Annotated in this window: 17 protein-coding genes, 1 tRNA gene, 2 pseudogenes and 1 other annotated feature; of the genes and pseudogenes, 9 read left to right on the top strand and 11 right to left on the bottom strand. The window is 68.1% G+C overall.

Annotation, left to right across the window (positions count from 1 at the left end; genetic code table 11):
• Position 1: 1 nt before the first annotated feature.
• The 4 genes from J2S59_RS19495 (at position 2) to J2S59_RS19480 (ending at position 4,792) form a co-directional block, all read left to right on the top strand.
• Positions 2-1,060, top strand: coding sequence for a YlbL family protein (locus J2S59_RS19495; RefSeq protein WP_068120893.1), 1,059 nt, complete (start codon positions 2-4; stop codon positions 1,058-1,060).
• A gap of 4 nt (positions 1,061-1,064) precedes the next feature.
• Positions 1,065-1,607, top strand: coding sequence for a PPA1309 family protein (locus J2S59_RS19490; RefSeq protein WP_068120891.1), 543 nt, complete (start codon positions 1,065-1,067; stop codon positions 1,605-1,607).
• 69 nt (positions 1,608-1,676) lie between these two features.
• A complete protein-coding gene (locus J2S59_RS19485) occupies positions 1,677-4,652 on the top strand; it encodes a UPF0182 family membrane protein (protein WP_306825416.1) in 2,976 nt (991 codons plus the stop codon).
• 63 nt (positions 4,653-4,715) lie between these two features.
• A tRNA-Met gene (locus tag J2S59_RS19480) sits at positions 4,716-4,792 on the top strand.
• A 66-nt stretch (positions 4,793-4,858) separates the two neighbouring features.
• Here J2S59_RS19480 and J2S59_RS19475 read toward each other — a convergent pair.
• The 6 genes and pseudogenes from J2S59_RS19475 to J2S59_RS19450 all read right to left on the bottom strand — a co-directional run bounded on the left by J2S59_RS19475 (position 4,859) and on the right by J2S59_RS19450 (position 13,545).
• Entirely contained in the window at positions 4,859-4,987 is a 129-nt protein-coding gene (locus J2S59_RS19475; RefSeq protein ID WP_306825415.1) for a hypothetical protein, read from the bottom strand.
• 95 nt (positions 4,988-5,082) lie between these two features.
• A pseudogene (locus tag J2S59_RS19470) lies at positions 5,083-5,400 on the bottom strand (transposase); the annotation flags it as partial.
• 1 nt (position 5,401) lies between these two features.
• On the bottom strand, positions 5,402-6,751 hold the full coding sequence (locus J2S59_RS19465; protein WP_438361595.1) for an IS30 family transposase: 1,350 nt from the start codon (positions 6,749-6,751) through the stop codon (positions 5,402-5,404).
• A gap of 134 nt (positions 6,752-6,885) precedes the next feature.
• A pseudogene (locus J2S59_RS19460) lies at positions 6,886-7,862 on the bottom strand (IS3 family transposase); the annotation flags it as partial.
• Positions 7,459-7,593 (bottom strand) — a sequence feature (AL1L pseudoknot). It overlaps the preceding pseudogene by 135 nt.
• A 552-nt stretch (positions 7,863-8,414) precedes the next feature.
• A complete protein-coding gene (locus J2S59_RS19455) occupies positions 8,415-9,296 on the bottom strand; it encodes a DUF6671 family protein (protein ID WP_068120371.1) in 882 nt (293 codons plus the stop codon).
• Positions 9,286-13,545 carry a putative inorganic carbon transporter subunit DabA gene (locus J2S59_RS19450; RefSeq protein WP_181641888.1) on the bottom strand — a complete coding sequence of 1,420 codons (4,260 nt, stop codon included), beginning with the start codon at positions 13,543-13,545 and terminating at the stop codon, positions 9,286-9,288. Before J2S59_RS19450 ends, J2S59_RS19455 begins: the two co-directional genes overlap by 11 nt.
• 77 nt (positions 13,546-13,622) lie before the next feature.
• Between J2S59_RS19450 and J2S59_RS19445 the strand changes: the two genes are divergently transcribed.
• Positions 13,623-13,907 carry a helix-turn-helix transcriptional regulator gene (locus tag J2S59_RS19445; RefSeq protein WP_068120375.1) on the top strand — a complete coding sequence of 95 codons (285 nt, stop codon included), beginning with the start codon at positions 13,623-13,625 and terminating at the stop codon, positions 13,905-13,907.
• 91 nt (positions 13,908-13,998) lie between these two features.
• Here J2S59_RS19445 and J2S59_RS19440 read toward each other — a convergent pair whose 3' ends face one another.
• Positions 13,999-15,237 carry a TerC family protein gene (locus tag J2S59_RS19440; RefSeq protein ID WP_068120376.1) on the bottom strand — a complete coding sequence of 413 codons (1,239 nt, stop codon included), beginning with the start codon at positions 15,235-15,237 and terminating at the stop codon, positions 13,999-14,001.
• A gap of 686 nt (positions 15,238-15,923) precedes the next feature.
• On the opposite strand from J2S59_RS19440, the gene J2S59_RS19435 reads away from it, so the two are divergent.
• Complete coding sequence (locus tag J2S59_RS19435; RefSeq protein WP_306825414.1) at positions 15,924-16,952, top strand: TerC family protein; 1,029 nt, start codon at positions 15,924-15,926, stop codon at positions 16,950-16,952.
• A gap of 71 nt (positions 16,953-17,023) precedes the next feature.
• A complete protein-coding gene (locus J2S59_RS19430; RefSeq protein ID WP_306825413.1) occupies positions 17,024-17,488 on the top strand; it encodes a hypothetical protein in 465 nt (154 codons plus the stop codon).
• 117 nt (positions 17,489-17,605) lie between these two features.
• Here the strand turns inward: J2S59_RS19430 and J2S59_RS19425 are convergent, their stop codons facing one another.
• Complete coding sequence (locus tag J2S59_RS19425; protein WP_306824762.1) at positions 17,606-19,054, bottom strand: IS1380 family transposase; 1,449 nt, start codon at positions 19,052-19,054, stop codon at positions 17,606-17,608.
• A 109-nt stretch (positions 19,055-19,163) separates the two neighbouring features.
• On the opposite strand from J2S59_RS19425, the gene J2S59_RS19420 reads away from it, so the two are divergent.
• Entirely contained in the window at positions 19,164-19,826 is a 663-nt protein-coding gene (locus tag J2S59_RS19420) for a baeRF3 domain-containing protein (RefSeq protein WP_068124219.1), read from the top strand.
• 436 nt (positions 19,827-20,262) lie between these two features.
• Here the strand turns inward: J2S59_RS19420 and J2S59_RS19415 are convergent, their stop codons facing one another.
• Both J2S59_RS19415 and J2S59_RS19410 read right to left on the bottom strand, forming a co-directional pair.
• Positions 20,263-21,753, bottom strand: a complete 1,491-nt coding sequence (locus tag J2S59_RS19415) for a putative type IV secretion/conjugal transfer ATPase (protein ID WP_306825412.1) — start codon at positions 21,751-21,753, stop codon at positions 20,263-20,265.
• Positions 21,750-22,154: a hypothetical protein gene (locus tag J2S59_RS19410; protein ID WP_068116323.1), complete on the bottom strand. Its 405-nt coding sequence runs from the start codon at positions 22,152-22,154 to the stop codon at positions 21,750-21,752. Before J2S59_RS19410 ends, J2S59_RS19415 begins: the two co-directional genes overlap by 4 nt.
• 207 nt (positions 22,155-22,361) lie before the next feature.
• Between J2S59_RS19410 and J2S59_RS19405 the strand changes: the two genes are divergently transcribed.
• A complete protein-coding gene (locus J2S59_RS19405) occupies positions 22,362-23,741 on the top strand; it encodes an IS1380 family transposase (protein WP_370871479.1) in 1,380 nt (459 codons plus the stop codon).
• Positions 23,742-23,973: 232 nt separating this feature from the next.
• Here J2S59_RS19405 and J2S59_RS19400 read toward each other — a convergent pair whose 3' ends face one another.
• Entirely contained in the window at positions 23,974-24,249 is a 276-nt protein-coding gene (locus J2S59_RS19400) for a heavy-metal-associated domain-containing protein (RefSeq protein ID WP_181642430.1), read from the bottom strand.
• Between the last annotated feature and the right edge of the window lie 21 nt (positions 24,250-24,270).

Genomic DNA, 24,270 nt, shown 5'->3' with positions numbered 1-24,270 from the left:
CATGGCCCGCCGTACCGTCTCCGGGATCATTGCGTCCTGCCTGCTGGTGGCGCTCGTGGTCGTCGCGGCGATGCTGCCGGTGCCCTACGTCACCTTCAGCCCCGGTCCGACCGTCGACGTCCTGGCCTCGGTCGACGGCGAGGAGATCGTCGACGTCTCCGGCACCAAGACCTACCGCGACGACGGCGGGCTGCGCCTGACGACCGTGTCGGTGACCGGTCCGACGCAGGAGATCGGGCTCTTCCAGGCGCTCAGCGCGTGGTGGGACCGCGACCGCGCCATCTATCCGCGCGACGCGATCTATCCCGAGGGCCAGACCGACGAGGAGGTACGCCGCCAGTCGAGCGTGCAGATGGTCTCCTCCCAGGACACCGCCGTCGCGGTCGCGCTGCAGGAGCTCGGCTACGACCTCGACCCGACGATCGAGGTCTTCGACGTCGCCGGGGGAGGCGCGGCCGACGGCGTGCTGCAGGTGCGCGACCAGATCGTCAGCGTCGACGGCACCACGATCACCGACACCGCCTCGGTGAGCGAGGCGATCCAGGAGGTGGGGGTCGGCGGCAAGGCGGAGGTCGTCGTACGCCGTGACGGCGAGGAGCAGTCGTTCACGCTGTCGCCGCGCCCGAGCCCCGACGACGAGAGCGTCGCGGTCCTGGGCATCGTCATCGGCCCGGGCTGGGACTTCCCCTTCGACGTCAACGTCCGCATCGACGAGAACATCGGTGGTCCGAGCGCGGGCCTGGTCTTCGCGCTCGCCGTCTACGACACCCTGACCCCCGGCTCGCTGACCGGTGGACGCGACGTCGCCGGCACCGGCACCGTCAACGAGGCCGGCGAGGTCGGCGCGATCGGCGGCATCCAGCAGAAGATCGTGGCCTCCGAGGCGGCCGGCGCCGAGCTCTTCCTCGTCCCGGCCGGCAACTGCGACGCGGCGCTCGGCGCGCCCGTGGAGGAGAAGGACATCCGGCTCGTGCGCGTCGAGACCATGAAGCAGGCCGTGGACGCCCTCGAGGCGTGGGCCGACGACCCCGACGCCGACCTGCCGAGCTGTGAGGACTGATCCGATGGTCGAGCCTGTCGAGACCCACGGGTTGAGCGTGGCGGTGGAGGAGATCGAGGCGCACGTCGCCGGCGACGGCTGGGACCAGCCCGCGCGCCTCTACGCGCTGGCCCGCACCCGCGATCTCATCGTCCGCGAGCCCGGCCTGGCCGACGCCCTGGGACTGGCGGGCGACCCCGACGAGATCGACGACGAGGCGCTGACCCCGGTCGAGCAGGAGCACGTGCCGGTCGACCGGAGCCTGGAGGAGGTCCTCGAGGCCATCACCTGGCCGGCAGAGGTGTTCGGCTGCGCGGTCGTGGTCGAGCGCCTGGTGCTGCCGCCCGAGGCCGACGCCGACATGCCCGACGACCCGGCCGAGGCCGAGACCTACGCCGCCTCGCACCCCGGGCGCGAGGACGTCCGGATGATCGCCGCCGTCGACCGCGACGGCGGGCGCTGGTGCGCGCTGCGGCTGCGCTCCCACGACGAGGACAAGGCCGTCGTCACCGGGCCCGACCTGGTGCCCGCACTGCTGGACCTGCTGAGCACCACCCTGATGGACTGACCCCTGATGGACTGACCTGCACCACCACCGCACGACTGACTGCATGACCCACAAGGAGCACGACACGCCGTGAGTGGCTACTTCGACGGGCCCCCCGCCCCGCCCCGACGCCCTGCCCCGCCCCCGCCGCCGGAGCGGCCGCAACGATCCCGGGCGCTGATCGGGACCCTGGTGGTGCTGGCGGTGGCGTTCGTGCTGCTGAGCAGCTTCACCGGGATCTGGACCGACCGGCTGTGGTTCCGTGACCTCGACTTCGGTGGTGTCTTCACCACGCTGATCTCCACGCGCGTGGTGCTCTTCATCGTCTTCGGGCTGCTGATGTTCGCCGTCGTGGCGGTCAACCTCTGGATCGCCTACCGGCTGCGCCCGACGTTCCGCGCGCACTCGCCGGAGCAGGCGAGCCTCGACCGCTACCGCCAGGTCGTCGAGCCGATCCGGCTGTGGCTGCTGCTCGGCCTGAGCCTGGCGATGGCGATCTTCGCCGGCATCTCCGCGGCGGGTCAGTGGCGCAACTACCTGCTGTGGCGCAACGGCGGCGAGTTCGGCGAGACCGACCCGTACTTCAACCGCGACCTTGGCTTCTTCATGTTCGACCTGCCGTGGCTGCACTACCTGGTCGACTTCGCGATGGCCGCGGCCGTCATCGGCCTGCTCGCCGCCGCGCTCGTGCACTACCTGTACGGCGGGATCCGCCTGCAGGCGTCCAACGACAAGCTCTCCGGCGGCGCACAGGGCCAGCTCTCGGTGCTGGTCGGGCTCTTCATCCTCTTCAAGGCCGTCGACTACTACCTCGACCGCTTCGACCTCACCACCGACACCGGCGGGCTCATCACGGGTCTGACCTACACGTCGGAGAACGCGGTCCTGCCGTCGCGCAACATCTTGATGTTCATCGCGCTGATCTGCGCGATCCTGTTCTTCGCCAACGTCTGGCGCCGCACCTGGATGCTGCCCGGCATCGGCCTGGGTCTGCTCGTGCTGTCGGCGGTGCTGCTCGGCATGGTCTGGCCGGCGATCGTGCAGCAGTTCCAGGTCAACCCGTCCGAGCCCAACCGTGAGCGCCCCTACATCCAGCGCAACATCGAGGCCACGCGCGCGGCGTACAACATCGACAACACCGAGGTCGTCAACTTCGCGGCGACCACGCAGCTCGAGCCCGACCAGGTGCTGGCCGACGCCCAGTCCATCCCGGGCATCCGCCTGCTCGACCCGTCGCTGGTGTCGGACACGTTCACCCAGCTGCAGCAGGTGCGTGGCTACTACGGCGTGCCCGACGTGCTCGACGTCGACCGCTACCAGATCGACGGCGAGGAGCGCGACGTCGTCATCGCGGCGCGCGAGCTCAACCAGGACGGTCTGCCCGCCTCGCAGCGCAACTGGGCCAACGAGCACACCGTCTACACCCACGGGTACGGCGTGATCGCGGCGTTCGGCAACCAGCGCAACGCCGCCAACGAGCAGGTGCCCAACGACGGCGAGCCGGCATGGGCCGAGCAGGACATCCCGCCGCGCGGCGTGCTCAGCGAGCTCGCGGACGACTACGTGCCGCAGATCTACTTCGGTGAGCAGAGCCCGAACTACTCGATCGTCGGCAAGCGCGAGGGTGGCGACGACATCGAGCTCGATATCCCCGAGGGCGAGGACGGCGGCTCGGCGCGTTACAGCAGCTATGACGGTGAGACCGGCGTCAGTGTCGGCAACCTGTTCAACAAGCTGCTCTATGCGATCAAGTTCGGCGAGCCGAACCTCGTGCTGTCGGACCGGGTGCACGGCAACTCCAAGATCCTCTACGACCGCCACCCCAAGGAGCGCGTCGAGAAGGTCGCGCCGTGGCTGACCGCCGACAACGACATCTACCCGGCCGTCGTCGACGGGCGCGTGGTGTGGATCGTCGACGCCTACACGCTCTCGGACCGCTACCCGCTCTCGGAGAAGCGCTCGCTGGAGGAGATGACCGAGGACCAGCTCAACCCGGTCGCGGCGTTCGCCACGCTCCCCACCGACGAGATCAACTACATGCGCAACTCGGTCAAGGCCGTGGTGGACGCGTACGACGGCACGGTCACCCTCTATGAGTGGGACGAGGAGGACCCGCTGCTGCAGGCGTGGTCGAAGGCGTTCGACGGCACGGTGAAGCCGCGCTCGGAGATTCCCGAGTCGCTGCTGAACCACCTGCGCTACCCGGAGGACATGTTCAAGGTGCAGCGTCACCTGCTGCAGCAGTACCACGTCACCGACGCGGCCACCTTCTATGCCGGCACCGACCGGTGGGCGGTGCCGACCGACCCGACGCGCAACGACCTCTACCAGCCGCCGTACCGCCTGTCGGTGTCGCTGCCGGACCAGGAGGAGCCGGTCTTCTCGCTGACGTCGGTGTTCACCCCGGCCAACCGGCAGAACCTCGCCTCGTTCATCGCGGTCGGGGGAGACGCCGCTAAGGACAACTACGGCAAGATCCAGATCCTGCGCCTGCCCGGCAACACGCAGGTCTCGGGTCCGCAGCAGATCGCCAACGAGGTCGCGGCCGACGAGGACATCCAGAACGCGTTGTTCCCGTTCACCCGTGGTGATGCCCAGGCGAGGTACGGCAACCTGTTGACCCTGCCGGTCGGCAACGGTCTGCTCTATGTCCAGCCGGTCTACACCCTGCGTCAGGGCGGGGCCGAGGGCACGTATCCGGTGCTGCGGTTCGTCCTGGCCTCCTTCGGTGGCGAGATCGGGTACGGCACCACGCTCGCCGCCGCGCTCGAGGACGTCCTCGGCGGTGGCGACATCCAGGAGGAGATCGACGGCGAGGAGGCTCCCGAGCTGCCCGAGGCGCCCGAGGACCCGGACGCAGGGGAGGGCGATCAGCCCGACCCGACGCCGGCTCCCGGCACCGGCGGTGTCCCGGACGACGCCGACGTCGCCACCCTCCTGGCCGAGGCCGAGGCGAAGTTCACCGAGGCCCAGCAGGCCTTGGAGGACGGCGACCTCGGTGGCTACCAGGACGCGGTCTCAGAGGCCCGCGCCCTGATCCGGAGGGCGCTGCAGGACGTGGAGTGATCCACCCCACCCACCCCCGATTTGGCAGCGTCGGTGGGCGTCGCGTAATGTGACGTTCACCGACGCGGGGTGGAGCAGCTCGGTAGCTCGCTGGGCTCATAACCCAGAGGTCGCAGGTTCAAATCCTGCCCCCGCTACCAGTGTGATGTCTCAGGACATCGCGGACGGCCGAACCCACGCCATTTGGGTTCGGCCGTCCTTCATTTTCAGCTCGATGTGTTCGGGCGTGGGATCGGTTGGTAGCGCTTGGTGGTGTCGAGGACCAGTTGGCGGAGTAGTTCGCCGGTGGCGGCGTCGATGATGCGGATGTTGAGGTCCTGGACGAGGACGATCACGCGGGTTCGGGCGTGGGTTCGCCCGATGCCGATGGAGTAGAGCCGTCCGCTGTGGCGCAGGGTGATCTTGAAGCGCCCCAGGTTCTCCGCCGCTCCTATACGGGTTGCGGCTCTCGGTTGAGGGCCGCGTAGTGGGCTTGCTCGAACTCCACTGGGGTCATCATCCCAAGAGAGCCATGCAGGCGTCGGTTGTTGTACCAATCGACCCATCCAGCGGTGGCGTACTCGACGTCTCCGATGCTCCGGTAGGGGCCGGCGTGGAAGACCGTTGTGCGGACGCACTCGGTCTTGTACAGCCCGATCACGCACTCCATCAGGGCGTTGTCGTAGGCATCGGCAACAGACCCGATCGAGGGCCGGATCCCTTCCTCGGCGAGGTGCTCAGTGAACGCGATCGATGTGTATTGCTTGGGTTCAACCGGTCGATGCAACACCGGGTTGTTGCAGGGAGCGTAGTTGTTCCTCGAACACCTCAGCAGGTGTCTTCCACCCGAGGATCTTGCGGGGCCGATTGTTGAGCGCGTGAGCGACGGCCTCGAGGTCCTCAGCGGACCAGCGGGACAGGTCCGTGCCCTTGGGGAAGTACTGGCGCAGCAGGCCGTTGGTGTTCTCGTTGGTCGGCCGCTGCCACGGCGAGTGGGGGTCGGCGAAGAACACCTTGGTGCCGGTCTCCAACGCGAACTGCGCGTGACCCGAAAGCTCTTTGCCGCGATCCCAGGTCAGGGTCTTGCGCAGTTGCTCGGGCAGCTTGGTCATTGACGCCGTCAGCGCGGCGTTCATCGCGACGGCGCCGTAGCCACCGAGCGCCGGTCCGTTCTTCACGTACGGCCTCTCACCCCACCCCTCCACCCGCGGCAGGTGCACCAAGAGCGTTGAGCGACTGCTGCGCTCCACGATCGTCCCGATCGCCGACCGACCGGTTCCGATGATCAGGTCGCCTTCCCAGTGACCAGGGACGGCACGGTCCGCGGCTTCGGCTGGACGCTCGCTGAGGACCACGTCAGCGGTCACGTGCCCCTGCGCCTTGTTGCGCGACCTGGCCCGCGGCTGTCGTAGCGCGCGACCGGTGCGCAGACACGTGACCAGCTCGCGCTTGAGCGCACCACGGCCCTCGATGAACAGCGACTGGTAGATCGCCTCGTGGCTGATGCGCATGGACTCATCATCGGGGAAGTCGACCTTCAACCGCTGCGCGATCTGCTCCGGGCTCCACGCCAACGACCAACGCCTGTCGGCCCGGTGCGGCTTGTTCAGCCCCTTCCACGCCGGCGGCGTCGGGCCCGGAACGATCGTGCCGTCGGGCCGGCGGACGTTGCCTGCGAGCCGGTCTCGGACGTACTCCCGCAGCCGCGGGTTCTCGACGAGCTTCGCGGTCTTGGGGCGCTTCGCGGCCTGCTGTGCCTTCCACTGGGCCACGGTGGCCCGGTACTCCTGCTTCCCGCTACGAGTCGCGGCATTGCGGCGCAGCTCCCGCGAGATCGTCCCGGGGTCACGGCCGATCGCGCGGGCGATCTCGCGAACGCCCTTGTCCTGGGCGCGCAGGATGGCGATCTCCTCGCGTTCCTCGAAGCTCAGGTAGCGGCCGGTGGGCTCGGTCAGTGCGATCGGCGGCATGCCGCCAGCGTGGCGAAACCAGCGGGCCCCGACCGGCACTGACACGCCGACCGCCAGGGCCGCCTCTGCCGAGGTGATGCCGGTGGCGATCAGCCGCCAGAACTGCCGTTGCACCACACGGGACGGGTCCGGCCGACCGGGCGAGCGCATCGCCGGGCGCAGCGCCCGGTCAGCACGCCACTGCCGGCGAAGCTCCTCGGGCGCATCGCTGGTCTTCCTGCTCCAGTCCGCGGTCGCCATCCTCGAACACCTCCAAACTCAAGGTGTTGCGACGACTGGTTGATTCCGCCTTGCGACCCGGCGTCGGCGTGACCAATGAGCTCACCGGGCACCACAGGGTGGCCTTCGCGGTCGCGTTGCCACAGTGCCATCCGCAGCGGGACGTCGACCAGCTCGACGGCCTTGGTCGGTGCGACGTTCCAAGCAACGATCTTCTGAGCGAACACGTCGAGGATGAACGCGACATAGACGAACCCCGCCCAGGTGCGGACGTAGGTGAAGTCCATGACCCAGGTCCGGTTCGGTGCGGGGGCGGTGAAGTCCCGATCAAGGAGGTCGCCGGCCCGTTTGCCGTCCTTGGCAGGGATGGTGGTCCGGATGCCCTTGGAGCGTCGGATCCCTTGCAGGGACAGGGATCTCATCGCCCGGTCCACCGCGCCGGGCGACGCGTCGGGGCTGGTGCGCTGGACGAGCGCGGTCATCTTGCGACGCCCGTACAAACCCTCCGGGGTCATCCGCCGTACGCCCTCGTGGTCGACCGTCCAGGCCAGGTCACGGACCAGGTTGGTGACGCTGGCGTCGGTGACCGTGCGGGCGGCAACGGGTCGGTTGGTGCGTGCCCAGTCGCGGTAGGTCCGCGCGGCGATCTGGCAGCCCTGCTCACGCAGGACCCGACAGATCGACTCGACCGCGTGGCCTTCGGTGCGCATCTCGTCGATGAACGCGACGATCAGCGGTTGCGGGGGTCGAGTTCCCCCGCGAAGAAAATTGAGGCCCGTCGGAGGATCTCGTTGTCCTCCTCGAGCCGGCGGACCTTGGCCTTCAGCTCCTTGATCTCAGCCAGCTCCTCGCTGGTCGCGCCCTGGCGCTGCCCGCCGTCGATCTGAGCCTGGACGACCCACCGGCGGACGGTCTCCTTGCCCAGCCCCTCGCGTCGGGCAACGGACTCGGCGGCCGCGGTCAGCGACGGGTACTCCGGCAAGTGCTCCAGCACCTGCCGCACGCACCGCTCCTTGACCGCGGGATCAATCTTCTTCGGCATGCTGCCATCCTCTCGAACTCAAAAGGATGCGGCATCAAACCTGGGGCGCTTCATACTCCCTGACATGACTCCAACCTTCCCAACGAATGGAGTCTCCGGACTTGCCGGGGCGGTTCACCCCGAACCGTCGAAGGGCGGGGGGACGCGGCGCCCCGCGCCGCGTTTACGCAGGTCAGGCAGCGTCCCCCCGAAACTTTGGGGAGATTTCAGAGTCGGTGGCTCGAGTGGTGAAGGAGGAGTCCCGCAAGCGGATCCGCTTCCGGTGCTGACCGACATCCCGTGCGCGACCAAAATAAGACTGAGCTCGTCACCGGTTGCGCATCGACATGCGGGACGGGTCGCGATGTCGATCCCGCACCGGAGCGTGCCGTGCGGGACGAGCTCGGCGCGACCGGCCTGGGCCATCGCCGACGGCAGTTTGGCTCGGGGAACTGTGACTTGTTGATCAGCAGACGCACAGCCGCAGGGCGGGGATCTCGGTTAGGCGCCCCGGTTGAGTGTGATTCCGCGGAATGCGCGCGCGCCGATATCCGAGTGCCTGGGAGAGGGTGCCTAGGGGTTGCATTCTGGGCAGGTACCGGGGTCCGCCCGATCACTTCCTGGGATCGTTTGGACATCGGTGCGGTGACAGGTGGGGCAGGAGTAGATGTGGTGGCGCAGGGTGGCGGTGGGCGTGCCGCACCATGCGCACGGCGCTCCGGGTCGCGACTCGTCGCGTCCGAACCCGAATGACGCGCAGGCGGGGCAGCGGGTCGCCAGTCGGAGCGCGAGGTCTCGGGCGGCGGCGTGGATGAGGTGATGTCGTGGTCCGCAGTGGTGGGCGCGTAGGTCGCTCTCGACGACTGCCCGACCAGCCTCGTCGTGGTCGAAAGCGGTTCGCGCGGCATCCCTGAGGCGTTCGATGCTCGCGATGCCCTTGCTGATGACGGGGCCATCGGTGAAGCCGGTGGCGGGCCGGACGATGAGACGCTGGGCGCCCGAGGCGAGCAGGTCGCGAAACTCGAGGAGGTCATCTTCGGCGGCGATGGTTCGCCTTACGGCCCACGGTGCGCCCCCGGTGGCAGTGCCGATGATGGTGAGGCCGGTCGATGCCTTTGTGAGGGCGACGTGCTCGACTTGCATCGTGATGAACCCGACCTCTGGGTGAGGGAAGAAGGAGCCTTCGGAACCGACGCCTAGGTCGAGTCCGGAGTCTTGGCATGCCCATCGTGCCTTGACGGTGGCTGTGTGACGGGGAGTGCCCGGGCGTGGGGTCTCCCCGGTGAAGGTTCCCAGCGTGTCGGTGTCAACAACTGCGGTCTGCAGGTGGAGTCCTTCGGGGCCGCCGAGAGCGCGGGCGATGGTGGCCGTCTTGTGGTGTTTGGTCGCGACCGCAGCCCGGGCGCCTGACAGCTCGTGTCCATGCGACAGCAAGCGTGGAACCTCATCGGTCATCGGAGCGCACCTCGTCATGACTCGACTGACGACCGGACTCGACGCCGGACTCGACGCCGGTTTGGTTCTCGGGCTGATGCCCGAGCTGGTCATCGGGCTGGTGATTGGGTAGGTGACCGGACTCGCGGCCGGGTTGCTGCTTCGGTGTGCGATTCGGGATGGGCGTGTCGGTTTCGTTGGCGAGCAGAGCCTTGATGTCGACGACGTCGCCGCGGTCGAGGGCGACAAGCCGCATCCAGTCGTGGGTGAGCAGGGTCATGACCGCCGGGCTCTGGCGCAGTGCCGCCGCTAGGAGGGATGGGTCGGCATCGATGATGACGAGGTGTCGCGACGGGACGTGCTGGGGGCGGTTGCTCTGGTCGGGATGGGCGCCGGGGTCACGGGCGAAGAGAGCTTGCCAGGGCAGTCCGGTGCGGAGGTCACCGTGGGCTCCGGAGAGAACTCCAATGTCGCCAAGCACGTTGTGGGTGGTCTTGTCGCCGGCACCGAGGACGGTGGGGGCGACCGAGGAGAACCAGTACTGCGATGCGATCCACTGGCTGACGATGACGGGCGCGTTCAGGATCGCGGTCAGCACGGCCCCGTCGGGGTCGTCCTCGCGGTTGTAGGAGTGGAGGAAAGTGCGACCGGAGAGGTCGATGCCGCGGGTGAGGTGTCGTGGGCCGACGATGATGGCCGCACAGCCCGCCAGACCCCATTCGGGCATCGGTTCGGACCAGTCGCTGGCGCGCGCTTCGAGGCACTTGGCGTCTGCTCCGATGCGTGGTGTGGACCGGCGTCCTTCGGTAGGGAGAGTGGGCCTCCTTTCTGCTGCGCTCAGGCGGCTGGCTGCGGCGAGTGCTGGCTTCATGAGTGCGGCGGCGTTGCCGTCGGCTGGCGAGGAGATCTGAAGGGTGACCTGGTCTGTGGTGGTGTCGTGCAGAGCGGCCAGTACCCGGGTGGTTGCCGGGATGTGGATGCCTCGGTGGTCGAGCTCGGCGCGGACCGCGGGGTCGTTGAGGACGTCGGCCATGGCTTGGGCGTTCAACAGGCCGGGGTTGCCGCCACAGGCGCCGCAGTCGTAGGCGGTTGCGTAGGCGTTGTTCTCGGTGGTGGAGCCGTGTCCGGCCAGGATCAGGACGGGCGCGAAACCGTCTGTCAGTCCGATGGTGCGAAGCATCGCCTCGGCGGCGTCGGCGCGCTCACTGGCGCTGAGGTGCCGGCTGGGGGCGGCCAGGTCGCGCAACACGATGGGACCAGCGCCAGGTCGTCCCGGTAGTGAGCGGTCGAGGACACGTCGCCACGTCCGCGGCGTGAGGTTCGCGGTGAGCGCGGCGGCGAACGCTGCCGCGCCAGAGGCTTCCGCGACCGCGAACGCGAGTCCGGGACGGGCGGCGACGCGGGTCGCGGCAAGGGTCACCGCAGGCAGGATCCCGAGGGATTGGCGGGGTGCGTCGATTTCGATCGTGGGGGCGACGATGACGGGGCACTGGTCGACGGAAGTGCCGTCCAGGAGGTTCACCCGGCCGGTGATCCCGAAGAACCCGGCGAAGCCGAAGGTCTCGTGGGCTCCGGTTGATTCGAGGTGGCGTCGCATCGGCTCGGACCGAACGTCGATGCACCATACGGACTGACTCACCGGGGCGCGCACCGGGCTGGCCGCCTGGCTGTCCACGGGGTTGGTCGCCGGGCTGTCCACGGGGTTGGTCGCCGGGGTGGTCGCCGGGTTGGTCGCCGGGTTGGTCGCCGGGGTGGTCGCCGGACTGGTCGAGGAGACGCGAGTCGAGATCTGGGACTGGCGTTCGGCCAAAGGGTGGCAGAGCAGGTCCTGGGTGCTGCGGTCCAACGCTTGGAGCCAGACCTTCTGCAGTAGCAGGTAGTTCGTCGGTCCTTCGCTCGGATCACTGGGTGTGGTGGGCAGAGTGGGGACTGGTTCGCCGTGCAGCACGGTGAGGGCTAGGCGGAGGGCGACTAGCTCGACGAGCGGGTCCGCGGTGCCGCTGCGCCGGGCACGCCACTGGGCGTGTGCCACCCAGCCCGGCCCTGCTGCGAGGAGGGCGGTGACGACGTCGAACAAGTCCTCGGGGCGGTGTCCGGCGCGGTCGAGGAGATCGCAGATGGCTTGCGCGGGGTCCTCGGGCAGCGAGTCGGCGAAGGTGTGGGCGTCGCGTGAGCCGGTCACTAGGCGGTAGGTCGGGTGGTGGGCCGCGCGCTTCCACAGGCGCCACGGGCCGTGCAGGTCTGCGGTGCGGTCTTCCGCGCGGTGCCAGGCTCGCGCCGACCACAGGTGGGCGTGCGCGAGGGGACGGCTCGCACCTGCACCCGCAACTGGGCCTGCACCAGCGCCTGTGCGTGCAGCCGCATCGAGTGCGGAACGACGTCCCACGAAACCAGTTGCAGGAGCAGTGGCAGTGGCAGCAGTCGATGGGTGTGTGGACTGATCGAGGGCAACGATGTCGCGGGTCAGGCCGACCAGTGCGTCAGCGCCGCGGGTTCCGCCACCGACGCCGTGATCGTCCATCGCTCTGATCAGCGTCTCGTCGGTGATCTTCCCTTGTTCGTACAGGTCGAGGAACCAGGTCAACGAGGGCCTCAACGTGGCACCGTGGAACCTCTCACCCAAGGACAGGGCGGTGTCGAAGGGGAGGATCTCCAACCCCGAGAGTGGGTTGACGGCGACGGTGGCACGCAACGGCCACGCGGGGCCCATGAGCTTGCCGGCCATCTCGACCGTCTTGCGCACCAGCGCCGCATCGGGCGCACTCCTGGGGGTTCCGTGCGATCCGGCCCGGGTCATCGAGAGCCCGCGAACCGGGTGCGAGGCTGCAGATCGACGCGGACGGTGTGAACGACCCAGGATCCGGGTACGCGGGGGCAGTGACGTCGAGGAGACCAGAGTCGCTACCGGGTGGTGGCTGCCCGGGTGCAGCCTGACGGCGCCCCAGGCCAGCAACGCGACAGCGACCACACTCGCGGTCGCCATCGCCGCCCCCCACGAGAGCGTGGGGTGCGAGAGGTCGGTCCGGGCGGTGATCTGCTGGTCCCAGAGCACGGCGCCGAGCAGGTAGCAGGCGATCACGAGGCCGCCGACCGAGGCGACCACCGACCGCAGCGTGGGACCGGTGCGCTCCAACGCCGCTGCCTCCACGCCGACGGAGAGGCCGAGCACCACCGCAGTCCCGACGAGGAGCAGGTGCACCGGAGATGCCGACACGCTGTCCCATCCCCCCAGCCCCGCCACGCTCAGCAGGGTCAGCAGTGCCGCCGTGGGGGTCAGGGCGAGGATGGACATCGCCCCGGCCCGGGACCAGACCAGCGTGCCTCTCGAGGACTCGCGTCGCGCTCGTACCACCGCGCCGCCCGCGCGGAGGAACAACCAGGCCTTCCAAGCGCCGTGACTCATCAGGTGCAACATCGCGGCAGCCGGGGCGCCCAGACCAACCTGCAGGGCCATCCAGCCCATCTGTGCCGAGGTGGAGGCAGCGAGTCGCCCCTTCACGTCCGGTCGTACCCGCTGCTCCAACGAGCACCAGACCACCGTGGTCAGACCAGTGACCGCAAGCACCAGCAGCACCGCCGGTTGGGCGCTCAGCAGGTCCCACTGCAGCACCGCGATCACGCCTGCCCCGTTGACGATCCCGGCGTGCAGGAGCGCCGAGACCGGCGAGGGGGCCTCCGCCGTTTCCGGCAACCACCGGTGGAACGGTGCCAGCGACGAACGGACTGCCCCGGCCAGGACCATCAGCACCGCGACCACCGTCGCCCCGGGCGAGGCCAGCGCCGATGCGGGGTCGCTTCCGTCCAGCGCCAGACCGAAGGCTGCGGCGCCGAGGACCGCCACCCACAGCAGACCGCTCGACAACGCCATGACCCTCTGGACACGCCGGGCTGCCCATTCAGCGTTCGGCGTCCCTGCGTGAGAGACCAGGCACCCCAGCAGCACCCCACTCGTCGTCCACATCACCGCGACGGTGAGCAGGTTCCCGGCCAGCACGAGCGCCAGCAGGGACACCGACACGCCCGCGAACAGGGCTCCGAAGCGTCCCAGCCGCCGCTGCCCGCGCAGGTTGGTCGAGCTGTAGCCGGCCAGCAGCCACGTCAACGCTGCGATGTAGGTGAACAGGATCAGGTTGATCAACCCGAGCTCGAACCGCAACGGCCCCGCGTCCACCGACGGTGTGCCGCCCGCGGACATGCGGTACGCCAGCCCCACCAGACCAACGAGAATCAGGCAAGCCAGCACGGGGCGGAGGATGCGCAAGGACGTCATAGGCAAAACGATACCGGCATTTGACTGCCGGTGTGCTGGGTGTGAGGCACGCCACGCCCGCAAGTTAGGGTGCGTGGGTGACCTCGACGGAGCGTTCCTGGACCTTCTTGAGCAACCACGGTCACGTCCTGGTGCTGGTGGCGCGCGAGCCGGGGGTGTTGTTGAGCGAGCTAAGCCGGCGGGTGGGTATCACCGAGCGTGCCGCGCGGAGCATCCTTCGAGACCTCGAGAGTGCCGGGTATCTGAGCCGCACCCGGGTGGGGCGTCGCAATCGCTACGAGGTGCACCCGGACGGTCCCCTTCGCCACCCGGAGGAGTCGACGGCGATGGTGAGCGACCTCCTCGCCATCTTCCCCCAGTAGGCCAGTCAGCGGACGCCTCGGGTACGGAACAGAGGGGTACGGAACAGACCGAACAGAGAAGTGGGTCAGGGCGGCCTGTCAGGGTCGCCTGTTAGGGGCGGGGTGGCAACAGCGTCGAGGGTCCTACCGGTTCGGCCTCCCCGCGGTCGACGGCCGCGTCATGGCTGGCGCGGGCACGCCGCAGCAAGTTCATCAGGTCTTCCTCGTCGCGGGCTTTCTGCCGGTACTTCGGGCCGAGGGCGGTGATCTGGTCGCGTTCGGAGAGCAGCAGCCGGTAGATGCGTTCCCGCTCGGCAGGGTCGTGGGTGTACTCGGAGTCCAGGTAGGCGCTGGCGTGGCGGCGGGCGTTGGCGATGGCGTTCCGGGCCTTTCCGGCAGGGCTGTAGAGCGAGGCGAGCACGGTGATCAGCAGCACGCCCAGGATCACGCTCAAGGAAACGGCGGTGCTGATCTCGGTGACCTTGATCGGCTCGCCGTCGTTGACGAAGGGCAGGTTGTTCTCGTGCAGGGCGTGCAGGATGAGTTTGACGCCGATGAACGCAAGGATCGCGGAAAGTCCGTACGACAGGTAGATGAGCCGGTCGAGCAGGCCCTCGATGAGGAAGAACAGCTGACGCAGCCCCATCAGCGAGAACGCCACCGCGGTGAAGACCAGGTAGGTGTCCTGGGTCAGGCCGAAGATGGCGGGGATCGAGTCGAGGGCGAAGAGGATGTCGGTGCCCCCGATGGCGACCATGACCAGCAGCATCGGGGTCATCGCGCGCTTGCCGTTGTGGATGGTAAAGAGCTTGTCGCCGTCGTAGTGCTCGGTGGTGTGGATGACCTTGCGTGCGATCCGGATCACGAAGTTGTCGGCCGTGCCCTCGTCGTCGTCGTGATGCGACGTCAACATGTTTCCCGCGGTCAGGATCAGGATCAGCCCGAAGGCGTAGAACACCCACGCGAAGGAGTTGATCAGGGCGGCACCCAGGAAGATGAACCCGGTTCGCGCGATCAGCGCGAACACGATGCCGAACAGCAGCACCTTCTGCTGGTCCTCGCGGGGGACCCGGAAGCTGGTCATGATGATGAGGAACACGAACAGGTTGTCGACCGAGAGCGCCTTCTCGGTGATGTAGCCGGCGAAGTACTCCCCGCCCGGGGTGGGCCCACCGAAGGCCAGGACTCCGAGTCCGAACACGATGGCGATGCCGACGTAGAGCGACGACCAGATCGCGGCCTCCCGCAGTGTGGGCACGTGGGCCTTGCGCACGTGGAAGAAGAAGTCGAAAAGCAGCAGGCCCACGATCCCGGCGATCGTCAGCCCCCACACCACGGGCGAGACGTCCACAGTTCAGGCCCGAATCGACGATCGCCGAGCAACCCGCTCGGCGTCGTGCGCGCCGCCAGGCTCCGGATCAAGGTCGTGCCCGGCTGCGAGCTCAGTGAGCCTGTCCGACCCGCGCCGGATTGGCCGGGCGTTTCCGCGGGGCGCCCACCTGCGAGTTGACGGCGCGATCCGCAGGCCGAGGGCCCCCACCACCAGCACCAGCACTGCGACCTCGTCGAGATCGCCGAACGAGGTCACGAACCAAACGCCTAGCGTGTCATCCATCAGACAGCTCCGTACACCCGGCCGCTGCCGAGCAATCGGAGGTCTTCCCCACCGCACTCACGTGGAGGTGGCCACGACACCGGGCCGAGCACAGTCGGCCGGGATGACGATGTCGTTGTGAACGGGGTACTCCCCTCACTTGAGATGATCGGCGTAGCTGCGGGAACTGTCAACTGGCAGATGTGGGTGCATTCGGCCCCCGCCGGGCGTCCTCGCGCCAGGACGGATTGGGTTCGACCTCTTCGAGCCATCCGCGCGACGCCCTCGTTGTCTGAAGTGAGTCGTTCTGGTTCACTTGTCACTGGAGGGGAGTAGTCCCCGCGAAGTGATCGTCACTACGGCGTCGTCGTTCGACGCTCGGTCACTCGGGTCCGGTCATCGGGCTGATGAGACCTCCAGTCGCTGGACTGGAGGCTGTTGTCGTGGATGTTCCCCTGTGGTTGTGGTTCGCGGTACTCGGTGCGGTACTCGTCATGCTGCTGATCGACCTGGTCGCGCACCGTCACGCTCATGTGATCGGTGTGCGCGAAGCCGCCGCCTGGACGGTCGTGTGGGTGCTGTGCGGCGTCGGGTTCGGCGGATACGTCTGGTGGGAGTACGGCTCCGAATTCGGGCAGCAGTACTACGCCGGCTACCTGATCGAGAAGTCACTCGCGGTCGACAACGTCTTCGTGTGGGCGATCATCTTCAGCTACTTCGCCGTCCCGCGCGAGTTCCAGCACCGAGTGCTCTTCCTTGGCGTCCTCGGAGCACTCATCTTTCGCGGCGCGTTCATCGCCGCCGGGTCGGTGCTGATCTCCAGCTTCGCCTGGATCCTCTACCTCTTCGCCGCGTTCCTGCTCTACACCGGCTGGCGGATGATCCGGCAACGCAACGAGCACCTCGACCCCGAGCAGTCCCGCGCGCTGCGCCTGTTCCGCCGCTGGGTCCCGATGACGGACGCCTACCACGGCCAGAAGTTCCTGATCCGCAAGAACGGAGTCCTGCTCGCCACACCGCTGCTCGCGGTCCTGGTCCTGGTCGAGGTCACCGACATCGTGTTCGCCGTCGACTCGATCCCCGCGATCTTCGCCGTCACCGACGAGGCCTTCCTCGTCTTCACCGCCAACGCCTTCGCCATCCTCGGCCTGCGAGCGATGTACTTCCTGCTCGCCGACCTGATCCATCGCTTCGCCTACCTCAAGCTCGGCCTCGCCCTGGTGCTCATCTGGGTCGGGATCAAGATGCTCCTCAAGATCGACCTGTACTACATCCCCACCACGATCTCGTTGGCGGTGGTCACGTTCATCCTCGGCGTCTCGGTCATCGCGAGTCTGATCGCGACCCGCGGCCAGGCACGCCGCGAAGCTCCGGCTCCGGAGAACCCGCCGTTCCGGACCGCCACCGAGGAGGAGGTTGCCGCGACGACCTCGGTCTGGAGGCGACCTTCCACTGCCGCCTCGAAACGGTGAGCCCACCCTCCCCCATCCTCCCCACCCTCCAGTCCTTCGAGCCGCCTCCTCACGAACAAGGGAGCCCCACCATGACCAGACTGACCACCCCGCCTCATGCGGTAAGCGCCAACAAGGTGCTGGTGCTGCAGTCGATGACCAGCTACCCCAGCGTCTCCCTGCTCATGCCGACCCGACCCGGTCGACTCGACGGAGAAGGGACCGCCCGGCTTCACGACCTGCGCGACTCCGTGGCACGGCGCCTGAGGCGCGAGGAAGTGTCCGGTGCCGACCGGGTGCTGGCCGAACTCGACCAGCTCATCGCGCTGGCCGGGGGGCTGGTCCTGGACCACGCCCTCGCGCTGTACGTCAATGAGCACCATGCCCAGGTACTGCTGCTGCCGGTGGGCGTCCGGGAGCGGGCGGTGGTGGACCCAACCTTCGCCACCCGCGACCTGGTCCGCGCCCTGCACCGCACCCCTCGGCATGTGGTGCTGGCTCTGTCCGCTCACGAGGCGCGGCTCTTCGCCCGGATCCACCGATGGCCATGGCGCTGAGCGCCTGATCCGGTTCGTCTGGTCATGAGGAGCCGCGGGCATGTCGATGTGCCGGACCTCGTTGTCCGGTGTCGTCCACTTGGTCCTCGGTTCGCGCAGCGGCGGGCTGCTGGGTGGTCAGGCTGCGAGGCTTGGCGGCGGGTCGTTGACTCGGTCGAACAGTGCCGTCCAGGCGCTCTCCCAGGGCCAGGCATGGGGCAGGTGCAGGGTGATCCGGCGTGCTGAGGTCGCGACCCTTGCCGGCACGATGATCAGCTTGCGACGGAGCGTGGCGGTGGTGGCCTTCGCCAACTCCCGATCGGTCAGGCTCGCGGCGGCTCGGGTGAGGTTGAACGCGATGACGGCGAGCACCAGCCAGGCGGCGTTCGCGGTGAACACCCCCGACGGCAGGTGTGCCAGCGCGGCGCCTTTGAGGTCAGCATGGACTTGTTCGATGACCGCGTGATGGCGGTGCATCTTGTCGGCGGCGACGGTGTCCAGCACGTCGGCGTCGGTGGTGGTGAAGAAGGCGTGGAAGCGCCAGGTGTCGAACAAGGTGTCCTGGCCGGCTGCCTTGTTCTTCTCGGCGTTGAAGTCCGGGATGCGACGGACTACGAGCCGGCCCGGGACGTGGTCGGACTTCTTCTGCGCAGCGAACGCGGTGAAGTCGATCTCGGCGACCTCGGCTCGCGAGATCCAGCGGCCACTCGGCTCGTCGAAGATGGCGTCGGTGTATTCGATGGTGGTCCACGCATCGTCGGCGATCGCTTCGATCGCCGCCTTGATGCGTTTGTCCATCCGCACCGTCACCGACACCGCGGCCCCACCAGCGATCGCGGCGTGGACTGGTCTGCGACCGTAGAACGCCGAGTCCATCCGCACCAGGATCGGCCGGTTCTTCCCGAGCAGCCGTCGGGCGGTTCGCACCGCGTCGCCGACCAGACGCTTCGCGCCGCGTGGTGACCCGGTCGAACCCTTGCGCAGACGCTGGGCCACGACCACCGGGGCCCCACCGGGGACGGTGAGGGTGGCAAGCAGCGCGTTGAGCCCACGGACCCCGGAATAGCCGAACCCTGCGCCCTGCTTGGCATAGCCATGGACCTCGATGATCGTGTCGTCGACATCGACCAACGCGTACCCGCGATCCACCTCGAGGTCGGTGTCGGTGTCGCTGGCTGCGGGGTCTGCCGATGCGCCGAGCAAACCGGTGAGGCCGCCCAGTGCGATCAGGAACCGCGAAGCGATCGCGTCGAGCTGGCGGACGTGCCCGAAGGTGAACGCCCGAAGGAACGAACCCAACGTCGAGGGCGCATACGCCCGGGTGAACAGCCGCCCCATTCCGCCATGACGCAGCAGCGCCATGTCATCGATGCTGTCCGCGCCGGCGACCATCCCGCCGACCAGCGAGGTGACCTTCAACCCAGCGTTCGCGCCTTTGTCCGTCGGCACGCTCAGGTGCTCATCTGCCAGGTCACGCAGGCCGGCGGACTCGGCCAACGCGAGCGCCGGCACCAGGCCTGCGGCCGACACGAGATTCGGGTCATCGAAGACCGCCGACGTCGATCGAAGCGTGTGAGAGAGTTTCACCTCAGAGATGCCCTTGCTCTTGGTGTGAATCGTTGCCTCAAGAACTCCGATTCTCCCGCCCAGCAAGGGCATTCTCGTTCTACGCCACGCTCACCGCCCAAGTTCATCGGTGGATCCGGGCTTCGACCACCAGCTCGGCACCCTGGGTCGCGCGGACACCACGAAGTTCCCCATGCACGCCCGCACCGACAAGCAGCGCACCGACACAGAACGCACCGAGCCCGCCCACGGATTCCTCAAGCGCGTCGACCAGGCCCTGGGCGCCCATCTCCGAGTCCACCCGGCCCCGGTCGTGGTCATCGCGGCCGAGCCCACCCTGAGCCGCTTCTTGCAGATGTCGGCCAACCTGGGTCGACTGGCCGGGCGAGTCACCGGCAACCACGTCACCACACCACTGCTGGAGATCGAAGGCCTCGTGGCTCCCCACATCGAGCAGTATCTAGCCTCCCGGCAGGACGAGGCCCTGGTCCTGCTCGAGCGCCGACTAGGGCAGGACAGGGCGGTGGTCGGCCTCGAATCGGTGTGGCTCGCGTCCCGTTGGGAACGACCCGAGATGCTCGCCGTCGAGGACGACTTCTTCTTCCCCGCCCGGATCTCACCCGACGGCGACTCCCTCGACGCAGCCGACGACGTCGAACATCCCGACGTCATCGACGACGTCATCGACGAACTCATCGAGCAGGTACTCGCCCGCGGAGCCTGGGTCGCCCTCGTCGAGCCAGGCACCATCCCCGACGGCCAACGCGTCGCACTCACCACCCGGCAGAGATAGATGTGTGCGTTCCCGCATGCGAAGGGCTCAGTTCTGCAGTGCAGTCGTGGCAGGCGGCAGCCTCACGTGCCAACTGTGAGCCGGCAGATCACACGCGGAGGATGAGGACGAGGTGGTGATGCACCCAGATCAGCTCGACATCGATGACGACACGGCGCGTAAGCTGATCGCTCGCCAAGTTCCCGATGTCCGACAGTGCGAAGTGACGCGCCTGCCCGGGGGCGGAACCCACAACGGTGAAGCCCCAAGCCAGTCCCCTCGTCGCTCCTCAAGCGTCCCGGATAGCCCGTCCGGAGAGGTTCTCGGTGACGGCCCCCTATCCGGAGCGCGACACGCTTCTCACCGCGAACTCCCAGAACCTGAGCGTCCGCAACAGGCTCGAGGACGTTGCGTATGCTCAGGTTCGTCGCAGAACCGTCAAAATTCGCGCGAACTTCTAAAGAGCCGTGTTCATCCGGCCCGTTGTGTCGAACAATTCGAGCTCGGCCGGATGCAGCTGATGCTGAACGACGAACGAGCGGTGCTTGATCCGCCACAACCCCTGACCGGTGCCAAGCGTCGGCAACAGTGACTGCTCCGTGCCGGTAAGCCCGAGCGCCGTCGCGGTCGAGCCGAGCTGATCCGACTCCTGCCGGTAGACAATACGCGTCTCCGCGTTCGCGAGCAGCGACGAGGCGAGCGCGCGCATCGCGCTGCCCTGGTCGCCGACGTTGTCGAGGTCGGAAAGCTTGTGGAAGATCAGCATGTTCGCGATCCCGTAGTGACGGGCGAGGCGCCAGTGGGCGTCCATCCGGCGCAGCAGCGCGGGATGGGACATCAGGCGCCACGCTTCGTCATACACGACCCACCGTTGTCCGCCTGCCGGGTCGAGGAGGGCAGACTCCATCCATGCCGAGGCGCAGGTCATCAGGACCGAGATCAGGGTGGCGTTCTCGGTGACTCGGGACAGGTCGAGGGAGACCATCGGCAGCGTCGGGTCGAAGCGCACGGTGCTGGGGCCGTCGAACAGACCGGCCAGGTCGCCTGCGACGAGCCTTCGCAGGGCGTGCCCGACGAGACGCCCATCCTCCGCGAGTCGACCATCCGTGTCAGTCGAGCGATCCGGTGCGAGCAACCGGTCGACGACCATCGGAAGTACCGGCACATCAGCCGAACTGACCGCGTCAGTGAGCGCAACGTCGATCGCGGTGTGCTCCAGCGGACTCAGCCGACGATCGAGGACGGTCTCGGCCAGAGCTCCCAGCAGGTCGCGACGTCGAGCCGTGACCTGGGCCTGCCACTGGGCGTCGTCGACCGACTCGGGGCGGTGGCCCTCGTCGAGCGGATTGAGGCGGTTGGCCATCCCATGGCCGAGCGCGATCGCTCGCCCTCCGACCGCTTCGGCGACCGTGGTGTGCTCGCCCTTCGGGTCACCGGGGACGTACACGCGTCGCCCGAACGGGATCGATCGCGTGTAGAGGCTCTTCGCCAGCGCCGACTTTCCGGATCCCACGATCCCGGCGAGTACGAGATTGGGCGCGGTGATCAGGCCACGGGCGTAGAGAACCCACGGGTCGTAGACGAACGAGCTGCCGCTGTAGAGATCCTGGCCGACGAACACTCCGTCGCTGCCCAGGCCTCCCTCGGCCAGGAACGGGTAAGCGCCCGCCAGCGTCGCCGACGTGTCCTGGTGACGCGGGATGCGCAGCCGCCCAGGCGTCCGAAGCGCAGCCGGACCGCGGTCGCCGGACTTCGGCAATACGACCGTTGCTTTCCGCTCCGCCGTGATCGCCTCGGACCTCGTGCGGGCCTCCGCCCGCCGGGTGTCGCGGTCCTCGGTCATCCTGGACTTCGCTGCCGCGCGCCGCAGCCGGCGGTCGCGCCTGCGCTCACGGCGGGGAGAGACGAGTACCACGCTGTGGAGCCGGCCGTCCTGCCAGCCGCTCACAAGCCGATCCTGTGATCCGCGATCGGGGCGGTCGACCGAGACTGGTCAGGGAACTCGCGGTGGTATGCGAGGATCGCCTCGGCCTCATGGGCGTGATCGATGGTCTCGCCGACCTGCCGGAGCATCTCGGCAGCACGGTGGAGTTCCCATGACACCCGGTACGCCGCCGAGCGTGCTCCGGCCGAATCCTCCGGCGCCCAACCAGTCTTTCGGGAAGGGCCGTCGTGGAACGACGCCAACTGGTGAAGCGACTGGCTCATTGACGCGGCGGCCCGCGAGAGGGACCCGAGCGTCGAATAGATGTCGTTCGGATCGTGGATGGACCGCGTGGCGTGCGCGAGACCACGTAGTGCCTGCTGTGCTTCCTCGGCGTCGACGGCCGGGTTCTCGAACGTGGGCATAGGAGTCTCCTTCTCGATCTCGTCGAGAAGGAGGTGTACATCGACGTCCGGGTTTGAGATTCCGTTGCGGCTCCGGCGTCCGCCTCAGCCCTGATCCACCGATGGGTGGAGAGTTGAGCGTGGCGTAGAACGAGAATGCCCTTGCTGGGCGAGAGAATCGGAGTTACCACACACACGATTCCGGGCCGAGCAAGGGACACCTCGTAAGTGAAAGCCTCTCACACGATCAGGCCCGTCTTCGATGATCCGAACTTGGTGTCGGCCGCAGGTCTGGTTCCGGCGCTTCGGTTGGCCGAGTCGGCCGGCCTGCACGATCTCCTCGCGCAGCGACTGACGGTGCCTTCGCCGAATGCGGCGACGAAGGCGACCAGCGTGGTGGGCGGGATGCTCGCGGGCGCAGACAGCATCGATGACCTGGACCTACTCCGGCACGGCGGGATGGGTCGGCTGTTCGGCGGGGTGCGGGCACCCTCCACGCTGGGCACGTTCCTACGTTCCTTCACCCACGGGCACGTGCAGCAGCTCGACGCGGTCGGTGGCCGGCTCCTGGCCGGCCTCGCCGACCGGGTTCCAGGACTGGTCGCTGGCGGCGATGCCGCTGAGGAGACCGCGTTCATCGATGTCGATGACACGATCCGCGAGGTCCACGGCTATGCCAAGCAAGGCGCCGCCTACGGCTACTCCCGGGTGCGGGGGCTGAACATCCAGCTCGCCACGGTCTCCACGCCGTTGAGCGCGCCCGTGATCGCTCGGGCACGGCTACGCAAGGGCAACACCGCGTCCGCAGCGGGTGCCGGCCGGCTGCTGGCCCAGGCCATCGGCACCGCCCGTGCATCGGGCGTGAAGGGCCCGATCCTGTGCCGGGCCGACTCGGCCTACTACGGATGGGCCTTCGTCGGGACCGCGATCCGCGCGAAGACCTGGTTCTCCGTGACCGCCCGGATGACCCCCAGCGTGAGCGCCGCAATCACCGGCATCGACCAAGAAGCATGGACACCGATCAAGTATCCGAACGCGATCTGGGAGGAGACAGAGCAGCGCTGGATCTCCGACGCGGAGGTCGCCGAGGTGGCCTTCGTGGCGTTCACCGGCCGCCGCAAGGCCGAGCACGTGGCCTGCCGGCTGGTTGTGCGCCGGGTCAAGCGGCTCCAGGCCCTCGCCGGCGACGGCACCGAACAAGGTGAGCTGTTCGCCAGCTACCGGCACCACGCGTTCATCACCAACTCCACCCTCGACATCGTTGAGGCAGACCAGGCTCACCGTGACCACGCGATCGTCGAGCAGGTCATCGCCGAACTCAAGGACGGCGCCCTGGCGCACCTGCCGTCGGGGAAGTACGCGGCGAACGCCGCGTGGGTCGCGCTCGCAGTGATCGCGTTCAACATCGCCCGTGCCACCGCCGTCGCCGCCAACATGGCCAAGGTCCGATGGGCGACCCTGCGCAAGCGGATCATCAACATCCCCGCCCGGATCGCGGCCACCGGCCGCCGACTCATCCTGCACCTCCCGATCCGATGGCCCTGGGCAGAGCAGTGGGACACCCTCCACGCGCTCGCGACCGGACCACCAACACCCGCCACGACGTGACCATCCAGCCCAGCACGGGCGCAACCGAGGACCCTGAAGTGGAAGAACCGGCGTAGACCGGCAGGTCCCGCACGCCCACGACGCCGCGATACCCGCCAGCGCCGAGAACGACCACTACAGAAACAACGTCGGTGGATCAGGGGTCAAACGAACGCTGGCGACCGGACCGGTGAGGTCCGGTCGCCAGCGTCTTATTTACACCGCGGGGCCGTGATCGGGACGGGTGGCCGGCTCAGCTCAGCCCGTAGCCGGCGGCGCCGACAGCGGCGGCGATGGCGTCGCGCGGGACCGCGCTGGTGGCGTGCACAGTGAGCGTTGAGGAAGCCACATCGACCTCGGCGCGGTCGATGCCGTCCACCTTGGCTACCGCCTCGGTGACCTTGCCGGCGCACCCTCCGCAGGTCACGCCGGTGAGGATGAACTCCTCGGACCAGGTCTGAGGCGCGTCAGGCGTGGTGAGGTCGATGGTCTGCGTTCCGGCGGTGGAGCAGTTGCAGGAGGTGCACATGGTGCGTCCTTTCGGTGGGTT

Source organism: Nocardioides massiliensis, from assembly GCF_030811215.1.
Classification (GTDB): domain Bacteria; phylum Actinomycetota; class Actinomycetes; order Propionibacteriales; family Nocardioidaceae; genus Nocardioides_A; species Nocardioides_A massiliensis.
The sequence above is the reverse complement of the archived record's forward strand: the minus strand, read 5'-3'. Positions and strand labels throughout refer to the sequence as shown.

Coding starts and splice junctions, on each gene's coding strand:
- J2S59_RS19495 (WP_068120893.1), top strand. CDS start 2: ATGGCCCGCCGTACCGTCTCCGGGATCATTGCGTCCTGCCTGCTGGTG.
- J2S59_RS19490 (WP_068120891.1), top strand. CDS start 1,065: ATGGTCGAGCCTGTCGAGACCCACGGGTTGAGCGTGGCGGTGGAGGAG.
- J2S59_RS19465 (WP_438361595.1), bottom strand. CDS start 6,751: ATGCGCTCGCCCGGTCGGCCGGACCCGTCCCGTGTGGTGCAACGGCAG.
- J2S59_RS19455 (WP_068120371.1), bottom strand. CDS start 9,296: ATGACCGATGAGGTTCCACGCTTGCTGTCGCATGGACACGAGCTGTCA.
- J2S59_RS19450 (WP_181641888.1), bottom strand. CDS start 13,545: ATGACGTCCTTGCGCATCCTCCGCCCCGTGCTGGCTTGCCTGATTCTC.
- J2S59_RS19430 (WP_306825413.1), top strand. CDS start 17,024: ATGACCAGACTGACCACCCCGCCTCATGCGGTAAGCGCCAACAAGGTG.
- J2S59_RS19410 (WP_068116323.1), bottom strand. CDS start 22,154: ATGCCCACGTTCGAGAACCCGGCCGTCGACGCCGAGGAAGCACAGCAG.
- J2S59_RS19400 (WP_181642430.1), bottom strand. CDS start 24,249: ATGTGCACCTCCTGCAACTGCTCCACCGCCGGAACGCAGACCATCGAC.